Source organism: Pseudoflavonifractor hominis (assembly GCF_014288125.1).
Classification (GTDB): domain Bacteria; phylum Bacillota; class Clostridia; order Oscillospirales; family Oscillospiraceae; genus Pseudoflavonifractor_A; species Pseudoflavonifractor_A gallinarum.
On record NZ_JACOPR010000004.1, the window covers coordinates 100,572 to 120,366 of the forward strand.

Genomic DNA, 19,795 nt, shown 5'->3' on the forward strand with positions numbered 1-19,795 from the left:
CTCTCTTGCCATCTCTGTTTGGAAAATGTATAATCAAGATACTTTCAGAGAAAGGATGATCCACCATGACCATGGGCCAGCGCATCCGTGACCTCCGCAAAGCCGCAGGCCTCTCCCAGGAGGAGCTGGGCCTCCAGGTAGGGGTCAAAAAGGCCGCCATCCACAAATATGAGAGCGGTCTGGTCGTCAACCTCAAGCAGGCCACCATCGAGAAGCTCGCCGCCGCCCTGCACACCACCCCCGCCTACCTGCTGGGTCTGGACACCCCCTCCCTCCCCGAGGGGGCCCTCCCCTATCATCCCACCCAGCGCATCCCCATCCTGGGCCGGATCTCCGCCGGCATGCCCATCTATGCCGAGCAGAACATCGAGGGCTACACCGTCACCGACCTGAACGGCGGCGCGGAGTACTTTGCCCTCCGGGTGTCCGGGGACAGCATGAACGCCATCGGGATCAACGACGGCTACCTCATCATCGTCCGCCGCCAGGAGAGCGTGGAAAACGGCGAGGTGGCGGTGGTCCTGGTGGGAGACGAGAACGCCACGGTCAAGCGCTTCTACGCCACCGACAGCACGGTCACCCTCATGCCCCAGTCCACCAATCCCATCCACCAGCCCCAGATCTACGACCTGCACCGCACCCGCATCCAGGTGCTGGGCAAGGTGGTCAAGGTGGAGTTTCTTCTCTAACAACACGCAAAAAGGGCCCGTCACAGAATCGTTCCATTCTGCGACGGGCCCGCGCATTTCCATCTCCGGAGGGTGGAGCCGCCCCGGAGGCGGCGAAACCCAAAACAAAAGGACATCCTTTCGGATAGTTCCCACAGGTACACTTTTTGAACCCACTGAATTGTCAGGCACACAGGCGGACAGCGGAAGCTGTCCGCCTGTTGTGTTTTATGCCAGCAATCGCTTGATTTCTTCAATATCTGTGATCTGCTTTGTGATATACGGTATGTGCTCTCCCTCCTGCATAGGGCTGTCCACTCTGCCGATGTCCCTGTATACGATCCTGACGCTCTGTCCCGCAGAGCGGGAATACTTTTGGCTCCGCTCTCCCACCTCGATCCGCTGGATGAAGAGCCGCAGCAGCTCCGGCGTCAGTTCGTCGATGGTAGTGTACCGTTTGGCTTTCTCAATGAAGGCGTCCACATTGGCGGCTGAGGCTTTCAGTTTCTCCAACTGTTCCTCCTTGGCTGGAATGGCGACAGACAGATTTTTTTGCTCGGCGTTGTAGTCTGCGGACAGCATGCGGAACTGTTCATCGCTCACTCGCCCCAGAACATTGTCTTCGTAGAGACGCTTGAACAGTGCGGACAACTCATCGTACCTCCGATGCATGGAATCCAGATCCTTCTGCAGACGGTTGATCTCCCGGCGCAGTTCTGCGGTGTTCCTCTGGTTGATGTACTGGGCAAACTGCCGCTCCTTCATCCGTGCGAAGTGCGTGACCCTGCGCAGGTCATCCAGCACAATGGCTTTCAGGTCCGCCTCACGGATCTGATGAGGTGAGCAGGCGTTTTTCCCTCGCTTGCTGTAAGTAGAGCACCGGAAATAGTACTGATCCTCCCGCATCTTCTCAGTCCGGCAGAGCACCATGTATTTGCCACAGTCAGCACAGTAGACCAATCCAGAGAACAGATTGGGTTCCTCCATGTGCTTGGGCGGTCGCCGCTTGTGCTCCCGCACATCCTGCACGATCTCCCAGATTTCCATTGAGATGAGTGGCTCATGGGTGTTCTCCACAAGGATCTGCTCGCTCTCCGGTTTCTGGATCTGCTTTTTGTTTTTATAGGAGAGCGTTGTTTTCCTCATGTTAAGCGTGTGCCCGATGTAAACCTTGTTTTCCAGGATTTTAGCCACGGTTCTGCCGGACCAGGTGTAGGGACGGGTGGTATCCAGATTGGTGCAGGCAGTGCCGGTGGCCTGGTAGTACTGGTTGGTGGGATTCAGTACCTGCTCTCTGGTCAAAATTCTGGCGATCTGGTTCGGTCCTTTCCCCGCAGCGCACAGGTCAAAGATCCAACGCACGATGGGAGCGGTTTCCTCATCGGGAATGATCTCCTTGGAGTCCTTGTCCTTCTTCTTGTAGCCATAAGGCGGTTTGCCGCCCAGTCGTTCTCCGCGCTCCGCCTGCATTTTCTTGATAGCACGCACCTTCTTGCTGGTGTCCTTGGCGTGGAGTTCGTTGGCCCAGTTTCGGATGGGGTTGAAGTCGTTGCTGCTCTCCACCAGGGAATCCACGCCATCATTGACCGCGATAAAGCGGACACCCTTTTCCGGAAAGTAGATCTCCGTGTACTGTCCCACCTGAAGGTATTCTCGTCCCAGGCGGCTGAGATCCTTGACGATGATGGTCTCCACCTCGTCCCGTTCTACCATTTCTATGATTTTCTTCCAGGCCGGACGGTCAAAGTTTGTACCGGAGTAGCCATCGTCCGCCAGGAACAGTGTGTTTTCAAATCCATGATCCGCCGCGTACTGCTCCAGGAAGAGTTTCTGATTGTGGATGGAATTGGACTCTTTCTGCCGGTCATCCCTCTGCCGCTCATCCTCCTGACTGAGTCTTCCGTATAAGATGTTGTATTTTTGGCTTGCCATAACCTGAAGCCATAATTCCAGCTATCTTCGTCCTTTCGTCCGGTTATGCATGACGGGTCAAAAAAGAAATATTTACTACCACATGACTTGGGACAGGGACATGATCTGAACAGAATCTGTATGTATAATAGTCACTTCACAAGTTGACGAACGGGAGATTGTCTGATAAGATATGGAACATTACAATGAAAGGAGAAGGTCTGCAACTTATGGATGACGGTGACAGTAACGCCTCTACCAAGCCTCCCTCGTACAATTATGAACAGAATCGGATGAGACATGGCCTGTGCTTGCGAGAATAGTACGACGGGCTATGTCTTTTTGCGTCCTTTTGCCTATAATTGTTTTAATCTGTGGAGGTATTTACATTGGAAAATTCTATTTTATTCATGATTTTGCTGCAGGTATTTCTGATCCTGCTCAACGCAGTCTTTGCCAGTGCGGAGATTGCGGTAATTTCTATCAACGATGCCAAGCTGGCCCGAATGGCGGCGGAGGGAGATAAACGAGCCGTACGACTGGCCCGCCTGACCAGCCAACCGGCCCGCTTTCTCGCCACAATCCAGGTGGCCATCACTCTGTCTGGATTCCTGGGCAGCGCCTTTGCGGCGGAGAACTTCTCGGACGGCCTGGTCAGTTGGCTGGTAGGCCTGGGTGTGGGAATTCCCGCTGCTACCCTGGACGCCATCGCCGTGGTTATCATCACGCTGGTTTTGTCCTACTTTACCCTGATCTTTGGTGAGTTGGTTCCCAAGCGGGTGGCCATGCGTAAGGCAGAGTCCCTGGCTCTGGGTATCTCCGGCCTGATCTCCGCCATCGCCAAGCTGTTTGCACCTATTGTGTGGTTCCTGACCGCTTCCACCAATGCTGTCCTTCGTCTGCTTGGTATTGACCCCAACGCCGAGGAGGAGACCGTCAGTGAGGAGGAGATCCGCATGATGGTAGACGTGGGCAGCCAGAAAGGTACCATTGACCACGAAGAAAAGCAATTCATCCAAAACGTCTTTGAGTTTGACGACTTGACCGCCGGGGAGATTGCCACCCACCGAACCGACCTGACCATTCTGTGGCTGGAGGAGAGCATGGAGGAGTGGGCCGCCACCATCCACAACAGCCGCCACACCCGGTATCCTGTGTGCGGAGAATCCGCGGACGATGTGGTGGGTATCCTCAATGCAAAAGATTACTTCCGCCTGACGGACCGGAGCCGTGAGACCGTACTGGAACAGGCGGTGGAGACTCCCTATTTGGTACCGGACAGCGTCAAGGCGGATGTGCTGTTCCGTAACATGAAGGGCGGCTGCCATCCTTTGGCGGTGGTGCTGGACGAATACGGCGGCATGACGGGCATTGTTACCATCAACGATCTTGTGGAGCAGCTGGTGGGAGATCTGGGCGAGGAGGATGTATGCCGAAACGCCCTTCCCCTGATCGAGGCTGTGGACTCTGGCACCTGGAAGATCCGTGGAGAGGCGCCTCTGGAGGAGGTTGCCCAAACACTTGGTGTCACGCTGCCCTGTGACGACTTCGATACCTTTAACGGACTGGTCTTTGGGGCCGTGGCCACCATTCCCGAGGATGGAGCCACCATTGAAGTGGAAACCGCCGGCCTGGTGATCCGGGTCACCGAGATCCGAAACCATCAAGTGGTGATGGCGTTGGTTTGCCTGGCAGAGCCGCAGAATACAGAAAAGCAGGAACATAGAGGTGAGCATGAGTAATCTGTCTTTAATACCTGTTACCAGCAAAAATCGCAGAGCTGCTGAGGAGTTGGAGGTATTTCCACACCAGACAGGTTTTATCGAAAGCGTTGCGGAATGTATGAAAGAGGCGGATCAACTGGCGGCGTAGCATCCCATGTGCATCTATGACAACGACACCATGATCGGTTTTACCATGTACGGAATGATCCTGGAGCCCGCCTATACAAGACTTTGGTTTGACCGCCTGCTGATTGACAAGCAGCATCAAGGTAAGGGTTATGCAAAGCCTGCGGCGGACCCTCACCGCTCTGGCCAGCGTGGCAATCGTTTCTGCCGGTGGTCTTACGTACCAGGCAATCCAGTATTTCCGTACACCTTCCCAGGAGCCCGGCGGCGATTTTGGGATCAGCAGCATTCCTTCCACGGAGCCGTCCCTGTCTCCCTGGTTTACAGTGTGGTTGACCCTGCTGATCGTCTCCATTGTAGCCGGAATTCTTTTTTTCAAATTTTCCGACAGAATCCCAACAAAGCGAAATCCTCATCGCATCTAACTAGATGAACAGGCAAACGCCAAAACATCGAAGGAGGATTACAAATGCGGTTCAAAAGATTCTGTTCACTGGGTGTGGCTGCGGCCATTGGCATGAGTATTCTGGCGGGGACTGCTGCCGCAAAGGAGACGACAGCAGGACTTACCTTTGACTTTAACCAGAATGACGGCGGGTTTACCCCCATTTTTTCCGACTACCCCAACGAGCAGGGGGTGGAGGAATTTTATGAGCTTCGCTCCGGCCATGAGGAGGTTCCCATTGCAGAGGCCGGAAAGGGCCTTTTCCTCTCCGGCAATAATCACAGCGACGATCTCTTTATGGGGTATTACAAGGATCTGAGCGGCCTTGTTCCCGAGACGGAGTATCATTTCACCGTCCGCTTTCAGCTGGCCACCAATGTGGAAAATGATATGATCGGCATCGGCGGCGCTCCCGGAGAATCGGTCTTCGTCAAGTGCGGTGTTGCCTCTAAGGAGCCGGAAAACAGCCTGGACTCCCTGAACCACTTCTGCCTGAACATCGACAAGGGCAGTCAGAGCACCAGCGGATCGGACATGATCGTGGTCGGCAACCTTGCCAAAGAGGAAATCAACCGCCCCGGTGAATATGAGTTCAACGAGATCGAGACCAAGGTAATTGCCCGGACAGATGAAGCGGGAACGGCGTATCTGGTGATCGGCACCGACTCCGGCTTTGAAGGGGTGACCTCCTACTATCTGGATGATATTTCCGTCAGTTGGGCCGATACAGCCACGGTCTCCATCACCCGGGGCGACGCAGTCAAGATGCTGTTCGATCATGCCCATCGGTGGGACGAAGCCGTGGGACCCCCCACCTTTACGGATGTGGCCTGGGATGCTCCTTACGCTGAGGCAGTTGCCTGGGCAGAGCAAAACGGTTATCTGGGCGACTACGGTAATGGTTTCTTTGGGCCGGAGGATATGATGAGCGTAGAACAGGCCATGGTGATGATCTATCGACTGTTCGGAAGCCCCAAGGTGACAGATGCGGGTGTTCTGGATTCGTACAAGGATGCCAGTCAGATCTCCCCCTGGGCTCGGGATGCCGTTGCATTTTCCATTACCAACAAGCTGCTGGTGCCGGACGGGAAAATCCTGCCCCAGTCGCCCATCAGCGTGAAAGCCCTGCGCTATGCCATTGGGCAAATCGGCATGGCCGACTAAACGCCCAATCACTGTATGTCTATATCTTAAAGTTCTGCACAGTTGTTTTATACGAATCAGGCATCCCTCTCCGCTTCTGCCGGAAAGGGATGCCTGTCTGTCTCAAAGTGATTCAACTCGTATGCCAATTCCCATGCCAATTGGAATCCGCAAAGGAAACTGTGCATAGAGCGTTCCTCTGCAATGAGGTTCTGTGCGTCCATGATCCGCAACACCAGCTTTCTCTCTGGCTTTTCCAATCTCTCAATGAGTTGTTGGTGGCAAGTTTCAATTTCCTGCTCAGACTCTGCCATAGGCAGTGGCGTGTAAAATCTGTAGTAGAATTTTTTCAGGGCGTTGTTCATATGCTCTACCTCCTTGCAGCAAGACAACATACCACAAGTTAGCGTGAAAAGCCACTGGAATATTTGTATTTCAATAAATTCCTTATCATTGGTTTTGCAGACCATACACCGCTGTCCGTGGTTAGAAAACTTACCACTTTTGCGAGAGCCAGTAGTTATCTGCTCAATAAGAAATTAGAGCTTGTGGTGTTCCACAAGCCCTAATCTTCCCCATACACGGCGTTAAGCCCCATAGGTTCACGTGTGTACCTATGGGGCTTAACCCTTCGGATGTCCTTTTGTTTTGGTGCACGAGGCGGGACTTGAACCCGCACGTGCGTAATGCACACTAGAACCTGAATCTAGCGAGTCTGCCAATTCCACCACTCGTGCGTCTCTGCGCTGTGCACCGCTCAGCGCAGGTAATATATTACCACACCGCTTTTCGCTTGTCAACTACTTTTTTCTTATTTTTTCTTCTTTTCCTGCCCGGGCTCCTCCCGCAGGAAGACCAGCCGGTTTTCCGTGGAATCCTGGGGGGAGTAATGGTAGGAGAGCCGGTCAAACGCCTTGGCCTCCTCCGGGGACTCGGCCCCCCGCTCGGCCAGGAAGCGGACCATCTCGCCCCGGGCCATCTTTACGTGGACGCTCTTTTCCACGATCTTCTCCCCTGCCCGCTCGCCAAAGACGCATTTGACCACCCGCACGCCCTCGGGCAGGTGGCGGGCCACTCCCTTGCCATACTCCCAGGAGGAGAGATCCAGCAGCACCCGCTCCCCCTCCAGGGCGGCCCGGGCCAGCTTGTCCCCCCAGAAGTCATACAGATCCCGGCAGAAGGGGGTCTTGAGCCGGGCCCCCATCTCCAGGCGGTAGGGGGTCACCGCGTCCAGAGGGCGCAGCACGCCGTACAGCCCGGACAGGATGCGCAGATGCTCCTGCACATAGGTATAGTAGGCCCCTTCAAAGACCCGGGGGGCCATATACTGATATTGGATGCCGTCATAGGCCAGCAGAGCCGGGGTGGATGCCCGCTCCAGATCCATCTGCTGATAGCGCGCCCAGTTGAGGGCCGCGATCTTCTCGTTGCAGCCCATGAGCGCGCGCAGCTCCTCCAGGGAGAGGCCGCGCAGGTAGTCCGCCAGCTGTCCGGCCTCGGCCAGATACTGGGGCAGACCGGCGGGGGCCAGGGTGTCCCCCTCTTCCCGCATCTGCTTGGCCGGGGAAAGGATGATCCGCACGGCAAAGCCCTCCTTTGTCACGTTTTCAGAATGATAAAAAAATCGGAGCAAGCGATGAAAGCTTGCTCCGACGTGGTGCGGATGACGGGACTTGAACCCGTACGTCATGGACACACGCACCTCAAACGTGCCTGTCTACCAGTTCCAGCACATCCGCATGTTGTGCTGTCCTCTTCAGAACGCTTGTTTATTATAGCTTCCCATGCAGCATTTGTCAATGGTCTTTTTTCAAGTTTTTAAAAAATTTTCCTGACCCTTGTCCTCCCCCCTCCGCTCCTGTATACTGAGTGCAGAGTAAGACCACACCGTTTGGAAAGAAGGGGATTTCCATGTTTTCTCTGGATCGGATCGAGACCTACCGGGAAAACGCCCGTCTGGAGGCCAAGCTGGCCACCGGTGGGCTGCCCGAGAGCCTCTGGGAGACCTACTCCGCCTTTGCCAACTCCTACGGGGGCGTCATCCTGCTGGGGGTGGAGGAGCGGAGCGACCACTCCCTGCGCATCCAGGGCCTGCTGGACGCCCAGGAGATGCTGGAGGAATTCCTCACCCGGGTGCAGGACCCCCAGACCGTCAGCGCCGACCTGGTGTCGGAGGAGCGGGCCCGGGTGGAGTCCACCCCCCACGGGGACATCATCGTCATCGAGGTGCCCTGGGCCGAGGACGCCCTCCGCCCGGTCTATGTGGGCCGGGACCCCTACCACGGCACCTACCGCCGGGAGGGGGAGGCCGACCTGCGCTGTTCCCCCCCCGAGGTGGAGGCCATGCTGGAGGGGCGGCAGGGCTGAGGTTTCCTCTCTTTTCGACCGGACCCAGCGGGGAGGCGCATTTCTACTATGTCAACCATTACCAAACAGGCGCTGGAGGCGTCCCTCAAGCAGATGATGCTGAAAAAGCCTCTGGACAAGATCACCATCCGCGACATCACCGAGGCGTGCGGCATCAGCCGCATGACCTTTTACTACCACTTTAAAGACATCTACGACCTGGTGGAGTGGGTGTGCGTGGAGGACGCATCCCGGGCCCTCCAGGGCAAAAAGACCTACGACACCTGGCAGGAGGGGCTTGCCCAGATCTTTGAGGCGGTGCTGGAGAACAAGCCCTTTGTCCTCAACGCCTTCCGCTGCATCAGCCGGGACCAGATGGAGCGCTTCCTCTTCCACCTGACCTACGGACTGATCCGGGGCGTGGTGGACGAGAAGAGCCAGGGCAAACCCATCTCGGAGGAGGACAAGGCCTTTATCGCCGAGTTCTACAAGTACAGCTTCGTGGGTATCCTGCTGGACTGGATCCGCCAGGGCATGAGCGAGGACTACCAGACCATCGTGCGCAAGGTCAGCGCCACCATGCACGGAACCATCGCAAACGCCATTGAAAACTTTACCGCACAGCGGTGATTTTTGTACAAACGGGGCCGGATGATTAAAAACCGATCATCCGGCCCCGTTTGTACATGGTATTTCCCGCCCGGAACGGGTAAGATACAGACACATTCCAAACGAGCTCCGCCCTGCGGAGCCCCATGAAAGGCGGATCATCTATGGCAAAACACATCGGAAAATGGACTGCGGCAGCCGCCGGTCTCGCGGGCGCGGGCGCGGCAGTCGTCCTGGCAAAAAAGGCGGCCCAGAGCCGCACCACCCCGGAGGGAGCCTCCGCCGAGGCCCACGCAGAGTACCGGAACACCGAGCTGGGCCGGCAGGCGAAAAACAGCAAGGGCATCTACTACTCCAACGGAAACTACGAGGCCTTTGCCCGCCCCGAGAAGCCCGCCGGCGTGGAGGAAAAGCACGCCTACCTGGTGGGCAGCGGCCTGGCCTCCCTGGCCGCCGCCTGCTTCCTGGTGCGGGACGGACAGATGCCCGGCTCCCACATCCACATTCTGGAGTCCATGGACGTGGCCGGCGGCGCCTGCGACGGCATCTACGATCCCGGACGGGGCTACATCATGCGGGGCGGCCGGGAGATGGAGAACCATTTCGAGTGCCTGTGGGATCTGTTCCGCTCCATCCCCTCGCTGGAGAAGCCCGGGGCCTCCGTGCTGGATGAGTTCTACTGGCTCAACAAGCATGACCCCAACTACTCCCTGTGCCGGGCCACCGTGAACCGGGGCCAGGACGCCCACACCGACGGCAAGTTCGACCTGAGCCAGAAGGCCTGCATGGAGATCGTCAAGCTCTTCATGACCCCGGACGAGGACCTCTACGACAAGACCATCGAGGACGTCTTTGACGAGGAGGTCTTTGACTCCACCTTCTGGCTGTACTGGCGCACCATGTTCGCCTTTGAGAACTGGCACTCCGCCCTGGAGATGAAGCTCTACTTCCAGCGCTTCATCCACCACATCGCGGGCTTACCCGACTTCAGCGCCCTGAAATTCACCCGCTACAACCAGTACGAGTCCCTCATCCTCCCCATGCAGCGCTATCTGGAGGAGGCCGGGGTGGACTTCCGCTTCGGCACGGAAGTGACCAACGTGCTCTTCACCATCCAGGGCGGCAAAAAGACGGCCACCGCCATCGAGTGCAAGGTCAACGGCGTGGAGCAGGGCATCGTCCTCACCGAGAACGACCTGGTCTTTGTGACCAACGGCTCCTGCACCGAGGGCACCATCTACGGCGACCAGGACCACGCCCCCAACGGGGACGCCGAGATGCGCACCAGCGGCTGCTGGAACCTGTGGAAGAACATCGCCAGGCAGGACCCCAGCTTCGGCCGTCCGGAGAAGTTCTGCTCGGACATCTCCAAGACCAACTGGGAGTCGGCCACCATCACCACCCTGGATGACAAGATCCTGCCCTATATCACCAACATCTGCAAGCGGGACCCCCGGACCGGAAAGGTGGTCACCGGCGGCATCGTCAGCTGCCGGGACTCCAAGTGGCTGCTCAGCTGGACCATCAACCGCCAGGGCCAGTTCAAGGAGCAGGACCCCGAGCAGGTCTGCGTCTGGGTCTACGGCCTGTTCACCGACGTGCCGGGCGACTATGTGAAAAAGCCTATGCGGGAGTGTACCGGCCGGGAGATCACCCAGGAGTGGCTCTACCACATCGGCGTGCCGGTGGACCAAATCCCCCGGCTGGCCGATGAGAGCGCGGTGTGCGTGCCCACCATGATGCCCTATATCACCGCCTTCTTCATGCCCCGGACCAAAGGGGACCGCCCCGACGTGATCCCCGACGGCTGCGTGAACTTCGCTTTCCTGGGCCAGTTCGCCGACACCCCCCGGGACACCGTGTTCACCACCGAGTACTCCGTGCGCACCGCCATGGAGGCCGTCTACGGCCTGCTGGGCGTGGACCGCGGCGTGCCCGAGGTGTGGGGCAGCGTCTACGATGTGCGCGCCCTGCTGGACAGCTCCGTGTGCCTGATGGACGGCCGCTCTCCCCTGGAGATCGAGCTGCCCGGCCCCCTGAACCTGCTGAAAAAGCCCCTGCTCAAGGCCGTGCAGGGTACCGTGGTGGAAAAGCTGCTGCGGGACCACAACATCCTGCGGGACGGTATGCTGTAATTTCCTCCCCCAACAGAACACACGCCCCCGGAAGCCATGGCTTCCGGGGGCGTTTCGCATGAGGAGCACGTTCGACATGTGTCTCAAAGAGGCTCTTTTCCCTAAGTCACAAAACTATACTTGATCGGCAGACTGCCGCAGGACGCCGAAGAGGATCAGGTCCAGCATCTCCGCCCCCACGCCCAGCACAGTGTGGAGGTCTTTGCCCTCGCTCTCCTCCTGATCGTGGAGCAGCAGGCTGCGGAAGGAGGCCTCCGTGCTCTCCAGATACCGGATCACACGCTCGGGCTCCAGCCCCGGGCGGAGAGGCATAGTGCGCACCATCCGCTCCAGAAAGGCCCGGTTCATCCGGCGCAGGGGCTCCCACAGCCTCCAGATCTCCTCCCGCAGGTGCTCCGGGGGGCGGAGCATGGCGTTTTCAAAGATCCGCTTGCGCTCCGGGTGGTCCTGGAAATAGGACTCCCGCAGCAGGAAAAAGCGCTGGATACTCCCCAGGGCGTCCCCCTCTCCCAGCTGGGCCATCCCCGCCTCCACATGGGCGGTCAGCCGCTCAAAGGTGTCCCGGACGCACAGCAGGAACAGCTCGTCCTTGCCGGAGTAGTAGTGGTACATCATGCCCTTGGAAATGCCGTGGTTTTTGCAGATCTGCTCCATATTGACGGCATCATAGTCCCGGCGCCCGAACTCCTCCAGGGCCGCCCGCAAGATCCCCTGTCTGCTGTGTTCCTGCCGCTCCTTTTGTGTCATGCGGTCAGACCTCCTTCTGCCTTGTGCAGCTCCCCGGCCCATTCAAAGCCCTTCTTGGCCGCAAATACGGCGATCACCTCGTTGATCACCGCCGCGGCCGCGATGGTCCCCTGGAGCATGGACGCAGACTCGGGCGCCGCGTTCTGCAGCACCGACACGGCGATGCCGGTGAACACCAGCGACACGCCCGAGTGGGGCAGCAGCGTCAAGCCCAGATAGCGCCGCACCGTCGCCGGCGCATGGGTGACCGCCGCGCCCAGATAGGCGCCGCTGTACTTCCCCACCGCCCGCGCCAGGATGTAGACCGCCGTATAGATCCCCGCGCCAAAAATAAGGTGGTAGTCCAGCGGCGCGCCCAGGTTCAGAATGACCACGATCATGGCAAAGCCGATGGCCGGGTTCACTACCTCCATCATACCATATAGCTTCTCCGTGTCAATGAGATTGGAGAAGGCGGTGGAGTAGGCCATGCCGATGAGCATGAAGTTCAGCACCGGAACGGGCAGCAGGCTGTTGATGAAAAAGCCCAGCCCCGCCGTGAGGAGCAGCATGGACCCCATCACCGCCAGCACGCCCGCCCGGCTGCGGACGCGGCGCATCAGAAGCCCGGCCGCCGCACCGGTCACGCCCCCCAGCACCACCGGCAGGAAGACCAGCAGCATCACCGCCGGCAGAGGGATGCCCACGGCGGACACCTGGGCCGAGACCAGGCCCATGACCACAAAGAACACCAGCGCCCCCACCAGATCGTCCAGGGCGGCCATGGGAATCAGTGTCTTGGTCACCGGGCCGTCGGTCTTCAGGTCCCGCACCACCGACAGCGAGGGGGCCGGCGCGGTGGCCAGCGCGATCCCCCCGAAGACAAAGGCCAGATAGACCGGCACCCCCGTGCAGGCAAAGAGCACGCCAAAGACCAGACTCACCACCACAAAGGTCCCCAGGGACTCGGTGATGGTGGTGACCAGGATCCTGGGCCCGGCCTTTTTCATCTGCCTCCAGATCAGCTCGGTGCCGATCATCAGGCCGAACACGCTCTCCAGTATGCGCTCGGTCACATCGAACCACCCGGACTCCAGGACGGCCTCGTTCAGCAGGTCCAGCCCGTGGGGCCCGATCACCATGCCGGCGATCAGCCAGCCCAGAATGGCCGGCAATTTCAGTTTCGAGATCAGCTTGCCCGCAGCAAACGCCAGGAAGATGGAGACCAGCAGCCGCAGCACAGAAAACAAGAGGTCCATAGCAGTCTTCTCCTTTTTCAATTATAGACGAGTTCGTCTGTTTTTCAGTATAGCATAAATAGACGGTTCCGTCTGTAAATGAATTGTTAAGAATTTCCCCCGCCGTCCCACGATGGCTCTTGCCAAAGCGCAATTTTTTCGGTATACTAAATAGAAGTCCGCAGAACGAAGCTGCGCGCCCCGGCAGGAAGCCGGGCAGATCGGCAGAAGCCGCCGCAGCCCTCCCGGACCTCCGTCCCCGCGTATTCTACGATTGTCGATACCAGGAAGGTATCTGTCCCCCGGCAGGAGGACAGATACCTTCTTTTTCTATGAAAGGAGACTCTATGACACTGGAACAATTCTTCCACGACCACCCCAGAGCCGCCATCGCCTTCTCGGGCGGCGTGGACTCCGCCTTTCTGCTCTGGGCCGCCCGGGCCTACGGCTGCGACGTGCACGCCTACTATGTGAGCACCGCCTTCCAGCCCGCCTTTGAGCGGGAGGACGCCCGCCGGCTGGCCCAGGAGCTGGGCGTGCCCATGACGGTCATCGAGACCGACGTCCTCGCCGTCCCCGAGGCCGCGGCCAACGGCCCCGACCGCTGCTACCACTGCAAGCGGGCCCTCTTCTCCCTGCTCTGGCAGCGAGCCCGCGCCGACGGCCACACCCTGCTCCTGGACGGCACCAACGCCTCGGACGACGCCGGGGACCGGCCCGGCATGCGGGCCCTGCGGGAGCTGGAGGTCCGCTCCCCCCTGCGGGAGTGCGGCCTGACCAAGGAAGAGGTCCGCGCCCGCTCCCGGGAGGCCGGGCTCTTCACCTGGGACAAGCCCGCCTATGCCTGTCTGGCCACCCGCATTCCCACCGGCACCCCCATCACCGCCGCCGATCTGGAGCGGGTGGAGCGTGCAGAGGACGCCCTCTTCGCCCTGGGCTTCTCCGACTTCCGGGTACGTCTGGCGGGGGATGCCGCCCGTATTCAGATCCCGGCCGGGCAGATGGATGGCCTCCTCAAGCGCCGGGAGGAGATTTTGAAGCAGCTCGCCCCCCACTTCTCCGCGGTGCTGCTGGATCTGGACGCACGCACCCCCTCCCGCTGAGAAAGGAGTTTTTATGGACAACAAGCATGAGATCTTACAGCTCCTGCGCTCGGTAGCCTCCGGGGACACCTCCCCGGAGCAGGCCCTGCTGGAATTCAAGCAGTCCCCCTTTGAGGACCTGGGGTATGCCAAGGTGGACTTCCACCGCAATATCCGCCAGGGGGCGGCTGAGGTCCTCTACGGCGCCGGCAAGACGCCGGAGCAGATCATCGGCATCGCCTCCGCCATGGGAGAGCGGGGCTGCCGCAACATCCTCATCACCCGCATGGAGGCCGACGCCGCCCGGCAGGTGGCCGACGCCCTCCCCCTGGAGTACCACCCCTCTCCCCGGCTGGGCATCGCCTTCCCCGGTCCCCGGACCTCTCTGGGCAACATCGTGGTGGCCACCGGCGGCACCAGCGACATGCCGGTAGCTGAGGAGGCCGCCCTCACCGCCGAGGCCATGGGCAACCAGGTCACCCGGCTCTACGACGTGGGGGTGGCGGGGCTCCACCGCCTGCTCTCCCGCCTGGACGTGCTCATGAGCGCCCGCTGCGTGGTGGCCGTGGCCGGGATGGAGGGGGCCCTCGCCTCCGTGGTGGGCGGTCTGGTGGACTGCCCCGTCATCGCCGTCCCCACCAGCGTGGGGTATGGGGCCAGCTTCGGGGGACTCTCCGCCCTGCTCTCCATGCTCAACTCCTGCGCGTCGGGCACCAGCGTGGTCAACATCGACAACGGCTTCGGGGCCGGGTATCTGGCCAGTATGATCAATCAAATGGAAGGTTTGGAGGAATCCTGAGATGAAAACACTGTATCTGGAATGCAATATGGGCGCGGCCGGCGATATGCTGCTCTCCGCCCTCTATGAGCTCCTGGAGGACAAAGAGGCCTTCCTGGACACCATGAACCACCTGCCCCTCCCCGGCGTGCACCTGGAGGCCGAGCGGGGCGTCACCTCGGGCATCGCGGGCACCCACATGCATGTGACCGTCCACGGCGTCGAGGAGGGGACCGATGGTCACGATCATCACCATGATCATGAGCATGACCACCACCACGACCATGAGCATGACCATGACCATGAGCATGACCATGAGCATGACCATCACCACGACCATGAGCACGAGCACGGTCATGAGCATCATCATGACCACGACCACGAGCACGGCCATCACCATGACCATGACCACGGCCACGATCACCACCACGCCACCCCCGGCGCCATTGCCCATCTCATCGACCATCTGCCCCTCCCCCAGGAGGTGAAGGACCACGCCCGCGGGGTCTATGACGCCATCGCCCGGGCCGAGGCCCAGGCCCACGGCTGCCCGGTGGGCGACGTCCACTACCACGAGGTGGGCGCGCTGGACGCCGTGGCCGATGTGACAGGCGTGTGCTACGCCCTCCACCTGCTCCGGCCCGAGCGCATTGTGGTCTCCCCCATCCACGTGGGCAGCGGTACCGTCCGCTGCGCCCACGGCATCATGCCCGTCCCCGCGCCCGCCACCGCCGCCCTTCTTGCCGGGGTCCCCACCTACGGCGGGGCGGTCCAGGGCGAGCTGTGCACCCCCACCGGGGCCGCCCTTCTGGCCCATTTTGCCGACTCCTTCGGCCCCATGCCCGTGATGTGCACCCAGAAGGTGGGCTACGGCATCGGCACCAAGGTCTTTGAGCAGGCCAACTGCGTCCGGGCCTTCTGGGGCGAGAGCGCCGAGGAGGCCAACGGCGAGATCGTGGAGCTGGTGTGCAACATCGACGACATGACCGCCGAGTCCCTCTCCTTCGCCTGCGCCCGCCTGCTGGAGCTGGGCGCCCTGGACGTGTACACCCTGCCCGGGACCATGAAGAAGGGCCGCAGCGGCCAGGTGCTCACCGTCCTGTGCGCCCCCGAGCAGGAGGGCGACCTGGCCCGGCACATCCTCTCCCTCACCACCACCAACGGCCTGCGCGCCCGCCGGTGCGGGAAGTACTTCCTCACCCCCTCGGTCCGGGAGGCGGAGACCCCCTGGGGCGCGGTCCGGGTCAAGACCGCCCAGGGATATGGCGTGACCCACGTGAAGCCCGAATATGAGGATGTGGCCGCCCTGGCCCGCAGCCGCGGCGTCTCCCTGGAGGAGATGGCCCGGGACATCCTCCGCCACGTCTGATCCAGGAGGTCCTTATGTCCAAGAAATCCCTTCTCTCCCTGCTCCTCACCGCCGCCCTGGGGGCGGGCATCCTCACGGGCTGCCAGGGGACGGCTTCCCCCTCCCCCACGCCCGCCTCGTCCGCCGGGAAGGACTCGGTGGTCATCGCCATGGACACCAACTCCGAGCCGGCCGCCGGCTTCGACCCCGCCTTCGGCTGGGGCGCCGGGGAGCACGTCCATGAACCCCTCATCCAGAGCACCCTCACCGTCACCAAGCCCGACCTCACCATCGGCTACGACCTGGCCACCGGCTACTCGGTCAGCGATGACGGCCTCACCTGGACGGTCACCATCCGGGACGACGCCCGCTTCACCGACGGGGAGGCCCTCACCGCCGAGGACGTGGCCTTCACCTACAACACCGTGAAGGAGTCCAGCTCGGTCAACGACTTCACCATGCTGGACCGGGCCGAGGCGGTGGACGAGACCACCGTGGCCTTCCACATGAACACCCCCTTCTCCATCTGGCCCTACACCATGGCGGTGGTGGGCATCGTGCCGGAGCACGCCTATGACAGCGCCACCTACGGCCAGAATCCCATCGGCTCGGGCCGCTACGTCCTCAAGCAGTGGGACAAGGGCCAGCAGATCATCCTGGAGGCCAACCCCGACTACTACGGCGAGGCCCCCGCCATCCGCCGCTTCACCATCCTCTTCCTGGAGGAGGACGCCGCCTTCCTGGCCGTCCAGGCCGGACAGGTGGACCTGGCCTACACCTCGGCCACCTACTCCGACCAGAGTGTGGCGGGGTATTCCCTCACGGCCTACCGCACCGTGGACAACCGGGGCTTCAACCTCCCCGCCGTCCCCGCCGGGACCAACGCCCAGGGCCAGGCCATCGGCAACGACTTCACCTCTGACGTCCTCGTCCGGCGGGCCATCAACATCGGCATCGACCGGGAGGAGATGATCGAGAACGTCCTCAACGGCTACGGCACCCCGGCGTACAGCGTGTGTGACCAGCTCCCCTGGTACAACCCCGCCTCCCAGGTGGAGTACGACCCCGAGGCGGCCGCCGCCCTGCTGGACGAGGCCGGCTGGACCCTGGGCAGCGACGGCATCCGGGAACGGAGCGGCGTGAAGGCCGAGCTCCATCTGCTCTATCCCAGCAGCGACTCGGTCCGCCAGGCCCTGTGCGCCGACTTCGCCCAGCAGCTCCAGGAGCTGGGCATCTCCACCTCCATCGAGGGGGTGGGCTGGGACACCGCCTATGACCGGGCCCAGTCCGAGCCCCTCATCTGGGGCTGGGGCGCCCACACCCCCATGGAGCTCTACAACATCTACCACACGTCGGCGGACACCGGCCTTGCCGGGTACTCCCCCTACGCCAACGCCGCCGTGGACTCCTACATGGACCAGGCCCTCCAGTGCACCGACCTGGAGACCTCCTACGAGCTCTGGCAGAAGGCCCAGTGGGACGGCTCCACCGGCGTCACCCAGGAGGGCGACACCCCCTGGGTGTGGCTGGTCAACGTGGATCACCTCTACTGGGTTCGGGAGGGGCTCCAGGTGGCCGAGCAGAAGATCCACCCCCACGGCCACGGCTGGTCCATCGTGAACAACGTGGACCAGTGGAGCTGGTCCTGATCCCCGGCGTTCTGCCGCTGCAAGAGGAGGCCTTTCTGTGAAACACCGTCTGCAATTTGCGGGCAAAAAACTCCTGCGCATGGCGCTGCTCCTGCTGGGCGTGAGCCTGGTGGCCTTTCTGCTCATGTCCCTCTCCCCCCTGGACCCCCTCCAGACCAACGTGGGCCAGGCCGCCCTGGGCTCCATGAGTGAGGAGCAGATCCAGCGCCTCGAGGAGTACTGGGGGGTCAACGAGCCCCTCCCCCAGCGCTATCTGGGCTGGCTGTCCGACGCCCTCCGGCTGGACTTCGGCACCTCCCTGCTCTACCGCCAGCCCGTCATGGAGGTCATCGGACAGCGCCTTGTGAGCTCCCTGGGCCTGATGGTCACGGCCTGGGTCCTGTCCGGCGTCCTGGGGGTAACCCTGGGCCTGCTGGCCGGGGCCACCCGGGGAAGGCTCCCCGACCGGCTCATCCGGGGGTACTGCCTCATCATCTCCAGCACCCCCGCCTTCTGGCTGGCCCTGCTGCTGCTGATGATCTTTTCGGTGTGGCTGGGCTGGCTCCCCATCGGGCTGGCCGTTCCCATCGGGATGGAGGCCTCCCAGGTCACCTGGCAGGACCTGCTCTCCCACGCCATCCTCCCCGCCGTGACCCTGAGCATCACGGGGGTGGCCAACATCGCCCTGCACACCCGGGAGAAGGTGGTGGACGTGCTGGAGTCCGACTATGTCCTCTTCGCCCGGGCCCGGGGGGAGTCGGGACGGGCCATCCTGCTGCGCCACGGCCTGCGCAACATCCTGCTGCCCGCCATCACCCTCCAGTTCACCTCCATCAGTGAGATCATCGGGGGCTCGGTGCTGGTGGAGCAGGTCTTCTCCTACCCCGGTCTGGGGCAGGCCGCCGTCACGGCGGGCCTGGGGAGCGATCTGCCCCTCCTGCTGGGCATCACCGTGGTCACCGCCGCCATCGTCTTTCTGGGGAGTCTGAGCGCAGACCTCCTCTACGGCGCGGTGGACCCCCGCATCCGAAGGGGGGTGGCCCGTCACTCATGAGCCGTTGGAATCAGCGCAAGCGCACCCTGGCCCTGCTGGGCTGCGCCGCCCTTCTCCTGTGCGCCGTCACCGTGGCCGGGCTCCTGTTCCAGCCCCTGGCCATGGAGACCGACTTTGCAAACAAACAGCTCGCCCCCGCTCCCGGCCACTGGTTCGGCACCGACTGGATGGGCCGGGACATGCTGGCCCGCACCCTCACCGGCCTCTCCCTGAGCATCCGCATCGGCCTTCTCACCGCAGTGGTGAGCGCCCTCCTCTCGGTCCTGCTGGGGGTGACCGCCGCCCTGGGCCGCCGGGCCGACGCCGTGATCTCCTGGTGCATCGACCTCTTTCTGGGCATCCCCCATATCCTGCTGGTCATGCTCATCTCCCTGGCCTTCGGCCGGGGCTTTGTGGGGGTGGTGGCCGGTGTCTCCCTGAGCCACTGGCCCTCCCTGGCCCGGGTCATCCGGGGGGAGGTCCTCCAGCTGCGCCAGACCACCTATGTCCGCGCCGCCGAGCGCCTGGGCGTGCCCCGGGGCCGGATCATCCGGCGGCACATGCTCCCCCACCTGCTGCCCCAGTTCCTCACCGGGCTCATCCTCCAGTTCCCCCACGCCATCCTCCACGAGGCCAGCGTGACCTTCCTGGGGTTCGGCCTCTCGCCGGAGCAGCCCGCCATCGGGGTGATCCTGTCCGAGAGCATGCGCTACCTCACCACCGGGAAATGGTGGCTGGCCCTCTTCCCGGGGCTGTCCCTGGTGCTGGTGGTGCTGCTCTTCGCCGCGCTGGGGGAGGGTGTGCGCCGCCTGCTCCACCCCGCCAGCGCCCATCAATGAGGAAAGGAGGTTCCGC

Annotated in this window: 18 protein-coding genes and 2 tRNA genes; 12 read left to right on the forward strand and 8 right to left on the reverse strand. The window is 61.5% G+C overall.

Features of this window, described 5'->3' with window-relative positions:
- Nucleotides 1–65: 65 nt before the first annotated feature.
- Nucleotides 66–689, forward strand: coding sequence for a LexA family protein (locus H8S34_RS08245; RefSeq protein WP_186963690.1), 624 nt, complete (start codon nt 66–68; stop codon nt 687–689).
- A gap of 207 nt (nt 690–896) precedes the next feature.
- On the opposite strand, the gene H8S34_RS08250 is transcribed toward H8S34_RS08245, so the two are convergent.
- On the reverse strand, nt 897–2,600 hold the full coding sequence (locus H8S34_RS08250; RefSeq protein WP_186963691.1) for a recombinase family protein: 1,704 nt from the start codon (nt 2,598–2,600) through the stop codon (nt 897–899).
- A gap of 389 nt (nt 2,601–2,989) precedes the next feature.
- Here H8S34_RS08250 and H8S34_RS08255 point away from each other — a divergent pair, with 389 nt between their 5' ends.
- Nucleotides 2,990–4,321, forward strand: a complete 1,332-nt coding sequence (locus tag H8S34_RS08255) for a hemolysin family protein (protein ID WP_186963693.1) — start codon at nt 2,990–2,992, stop codon at nt 4,319–4,321.
- Between the two features lie 7 nt (nt 4,322–4,328).
- On the opposite strand, the gene H8S34_RS08260 is transcribed toward H8S34_RS08255, so the two are convergent.
- Nucleotides 4,329–4,718 (reverse strand): hypothetical protein, encoded by a 390-nt coding sequence (locus H8S34_RS08260; protein WP_186963694.1) that lies wholly within the window; start codon nt 4,716–4,718, stop codon nt 4,329–4,331.
- Nucleotides 4,719–4,898: 180 nt separating this feature from the next.
- Here H8S34_RS08260 and H8S34_RS08265 point away from each other — a divergent pair, with 180 nt between their 5' ends.
- On the forward strand, nt 4,899–6,038 hold the full coding sequence (locus H8S34_RS08265) for an S-layer homology domain-containing protein (protein ID WP_186963695.1): 1,140 nt from the start codon (nt 4,899–4,901) through the stop codon (nt 6,036–6,038).
- Nucleotides 6,039–6,094: 56 nt separating this feature from the next.
- Here the strand turns inward: H8S34_RS08265 and H8S34_RS08270 are convergent, their stop codons facing one another.
- The 4 genes from H8S34_RS08270 to H8S34_RS08285 all read right to left on the reverse strand — a co-directional run bounded on the left by H8S34_RS08270 (nt 6,095) and on the right by H8S34_RS08285 (nt 7,756).
- A complete protein-coding gene (locus H8S34_RS08270; RefSeq protein WP_087263061.1) occupies nt 6,095–6,382 on the reverse strand; it encodes a DUF6809 family protein in 288 nt (95 codons plus the stop codon).
- A gap of 284 nt (nt 6,383–6,666) precedes the next feature.
- A tRNA-Leu gene (locus H8S34_RS08275) sits at nt 6,667–6,754 on the reverse strand.
- A 74-nt stretch (nt 6,755–6,828) separates the two neighbouring features.
- The gene (gene yaaA / locus H8S34_RS08280; RefSeq protein WP_101692888.1) at nt 6,829–7,599 is read right to left on the reverse strand and encodes a peroxide stress protein YaaA; all 771 of its coding nucleotides are present in this window, start codon (nt 7,597–7,599) and stop codon (nt 6,829–6,831) included.
- A 73-nt stretch (nt 7,600–7,672) separates the two neighbouring features.
- Nucleotides 7,673–7,756: transfer RNA gene (locus tag H8S34_RS08285), tRNA-Leu, on the reverse strand.
- A gap of 172 nt (nt 7,757–7,928) precedes the next feature.
- On the opposite strand from H8S34_RS08285, the gene H8S34_RS08290 reads away from it, so the two are divergent.
- From H8S34_RS08290 to H8S34_RS08300, 3 genes are all read left to right on the forward strand, one after another.
- Entirely contained in the window at nt 7,929–8,384 is a 456-nt protein-coding gene (locus H8S34_RS08290) for an AlbA family DNA-binding domain-containing protein (protein ID WP_101692887.1), read from the forward strand.
- Nucleotides 8,385–8,432: 48 nt separating this feature from the next.
- Nucleotides 8,433–8,993 carry a TetR/AcrR family transcriptional regulator gene (locus H8S34_RS08295; RefSeq protein ID WP_101692886.1) on the forward strand — a complete coding sequence of 187 codons (561 nt, stop codon included), beginning with the start codon at nt 8,433–8,435 and terminating at the stop codon, nt 8,991–8,993.
- Between the two features lie 143 nt (nt 8,994–9,136).
- On the forward strand, nt 9,137–11,107 hold the full coding sequence (locus H8S34_RS08300) for an oleate hydratase (protein WP_186963696.1): 1,971 nt from the start codon (nt 9,137–9,139) through the stop codon (nt 11,105–11,107).
- Nucleotides 11,108–11,221: 114 nt separating this feature from the next.
- Here H8S34_RS08300 and H8S34_RS08305 read toward each other — a convergent pair whose 3' ends face one another.
- Both H8S34_RS08305 and H8S34_RS08310 read right to left on the reverse strand, forming a co-directional pair.
- Nucleotides 11,222–11,854, reverse strand: coding sequence for a TetR/AcrR family transcriptional regulator (locus H8S34_RS08305; protein WP_186963697.1), 633 nt, complete (start codon nt 11,852–11,854; stop codon nt 11,222–11,224).
- The gene (locus H8S34_RS08310) at nt 11,851–13,092 is read right to left on the reverse strand and encodes a cation:proton antiporter (RefSeq protein ID WP_186963698.1); all 1,242 of its coding nucleotides are present in this window, start codon (nt 13,090–13,092) and stop codon (nt 11,851–11,853) included. Before H8S34_RS08310 ends, H8S34_RS08305 begins: the two co-directional genes overlap by 4 nt.
- Nucleotides 13,093–13,418: 326 nt before the next feature.
- Here H8S34_RS08310 and larE point away from each other — a divergent pair, with 326 nt between their 5' ends.
- The 6 genes from larE to H8S34_RS08340 all read left to right on the forward strand — a co-directional run bounded on the left by larE (nt 13,419) and on the right by H8S34_RS08340 (nt 19,779).
- The gene (gene larE / locus H8S34_RS08315; protein ID WP_186963699.1) at nt 13,419–14,174 is read left to right on the forward strand and encodes an ATP-dependent sacrificial sulfur transferase LarE; all 756 of its coding nucleotides are present in this window, start codon (nt 13,419–13,421) and stop codon (nt 14,172–14,174) included.
- Nucleotides 14,175–14,187: 13 nt separating this feature from the next.
- Complete coding sequence (larB, locus tag H8S34_RS08320) at nt 14,188–14,952, forward strand: nickel pincer cofactor biosynthesis protein LarB (protein ID WP_101692881.1); 765 nt, start codon at nt 14,188–14,190, stop codon at nt 14,950–14,952.
- Between the two features lies 1 nt (nt 14,953).
- On the forward strand, nt 14,954–16,300 hold the full coding sequence (gene larC, locus H8S34_RS08325) for a nickel pincer cofactor biosynthesis protein LarC (protein WP_186963700.1): 1,347 nt from the start codon (nt 14,954–14,956) through the stop codon (nt 16,298–16,300).
- Nucleotides 16,301–16,314: 14 nt separating this feature from the next.
- Entirely contained in the window at nt 16,315–17,928 is a 1,614-nt protein-coding gene (locus H8S34_RS08330) for an ABC transporter substrate-binding protein (RefSeq protein WP_186963701.1), read from the forward strand.
- 79 nt (nt 17,929–18,007) lie between these two features.
- Nucleotides 18,008–18,961: an ABC transporter permease gene (locus H8S34_RS08335; RefSeq protein WP_186963764.1), complete on the forward strand. Its 954-nt coding sequence runs from the start codon at nt 18,008–18,010 to the stop codon at nt 18,959–18,961.
- The gene (locus H8S34_RS08340) at nt 18,958–19,779 is read left to right on the forward strand and encodes an ABC transporter permease (RefSeq protein WP_186963702.1); all 822 of its coding nucleotides are present in this window, start codon (nt 18,958–18,960) and stop codon (nt 19,777–19,779) included. The genes H8S34_RS08335 and H8S34_RS08340 overlap by 4 nt, the downstream gene beginning before the upstream one ends.
- The last annotated feature ends 16 nt before the right edge of the window (nt 19,780–19,795 follow it).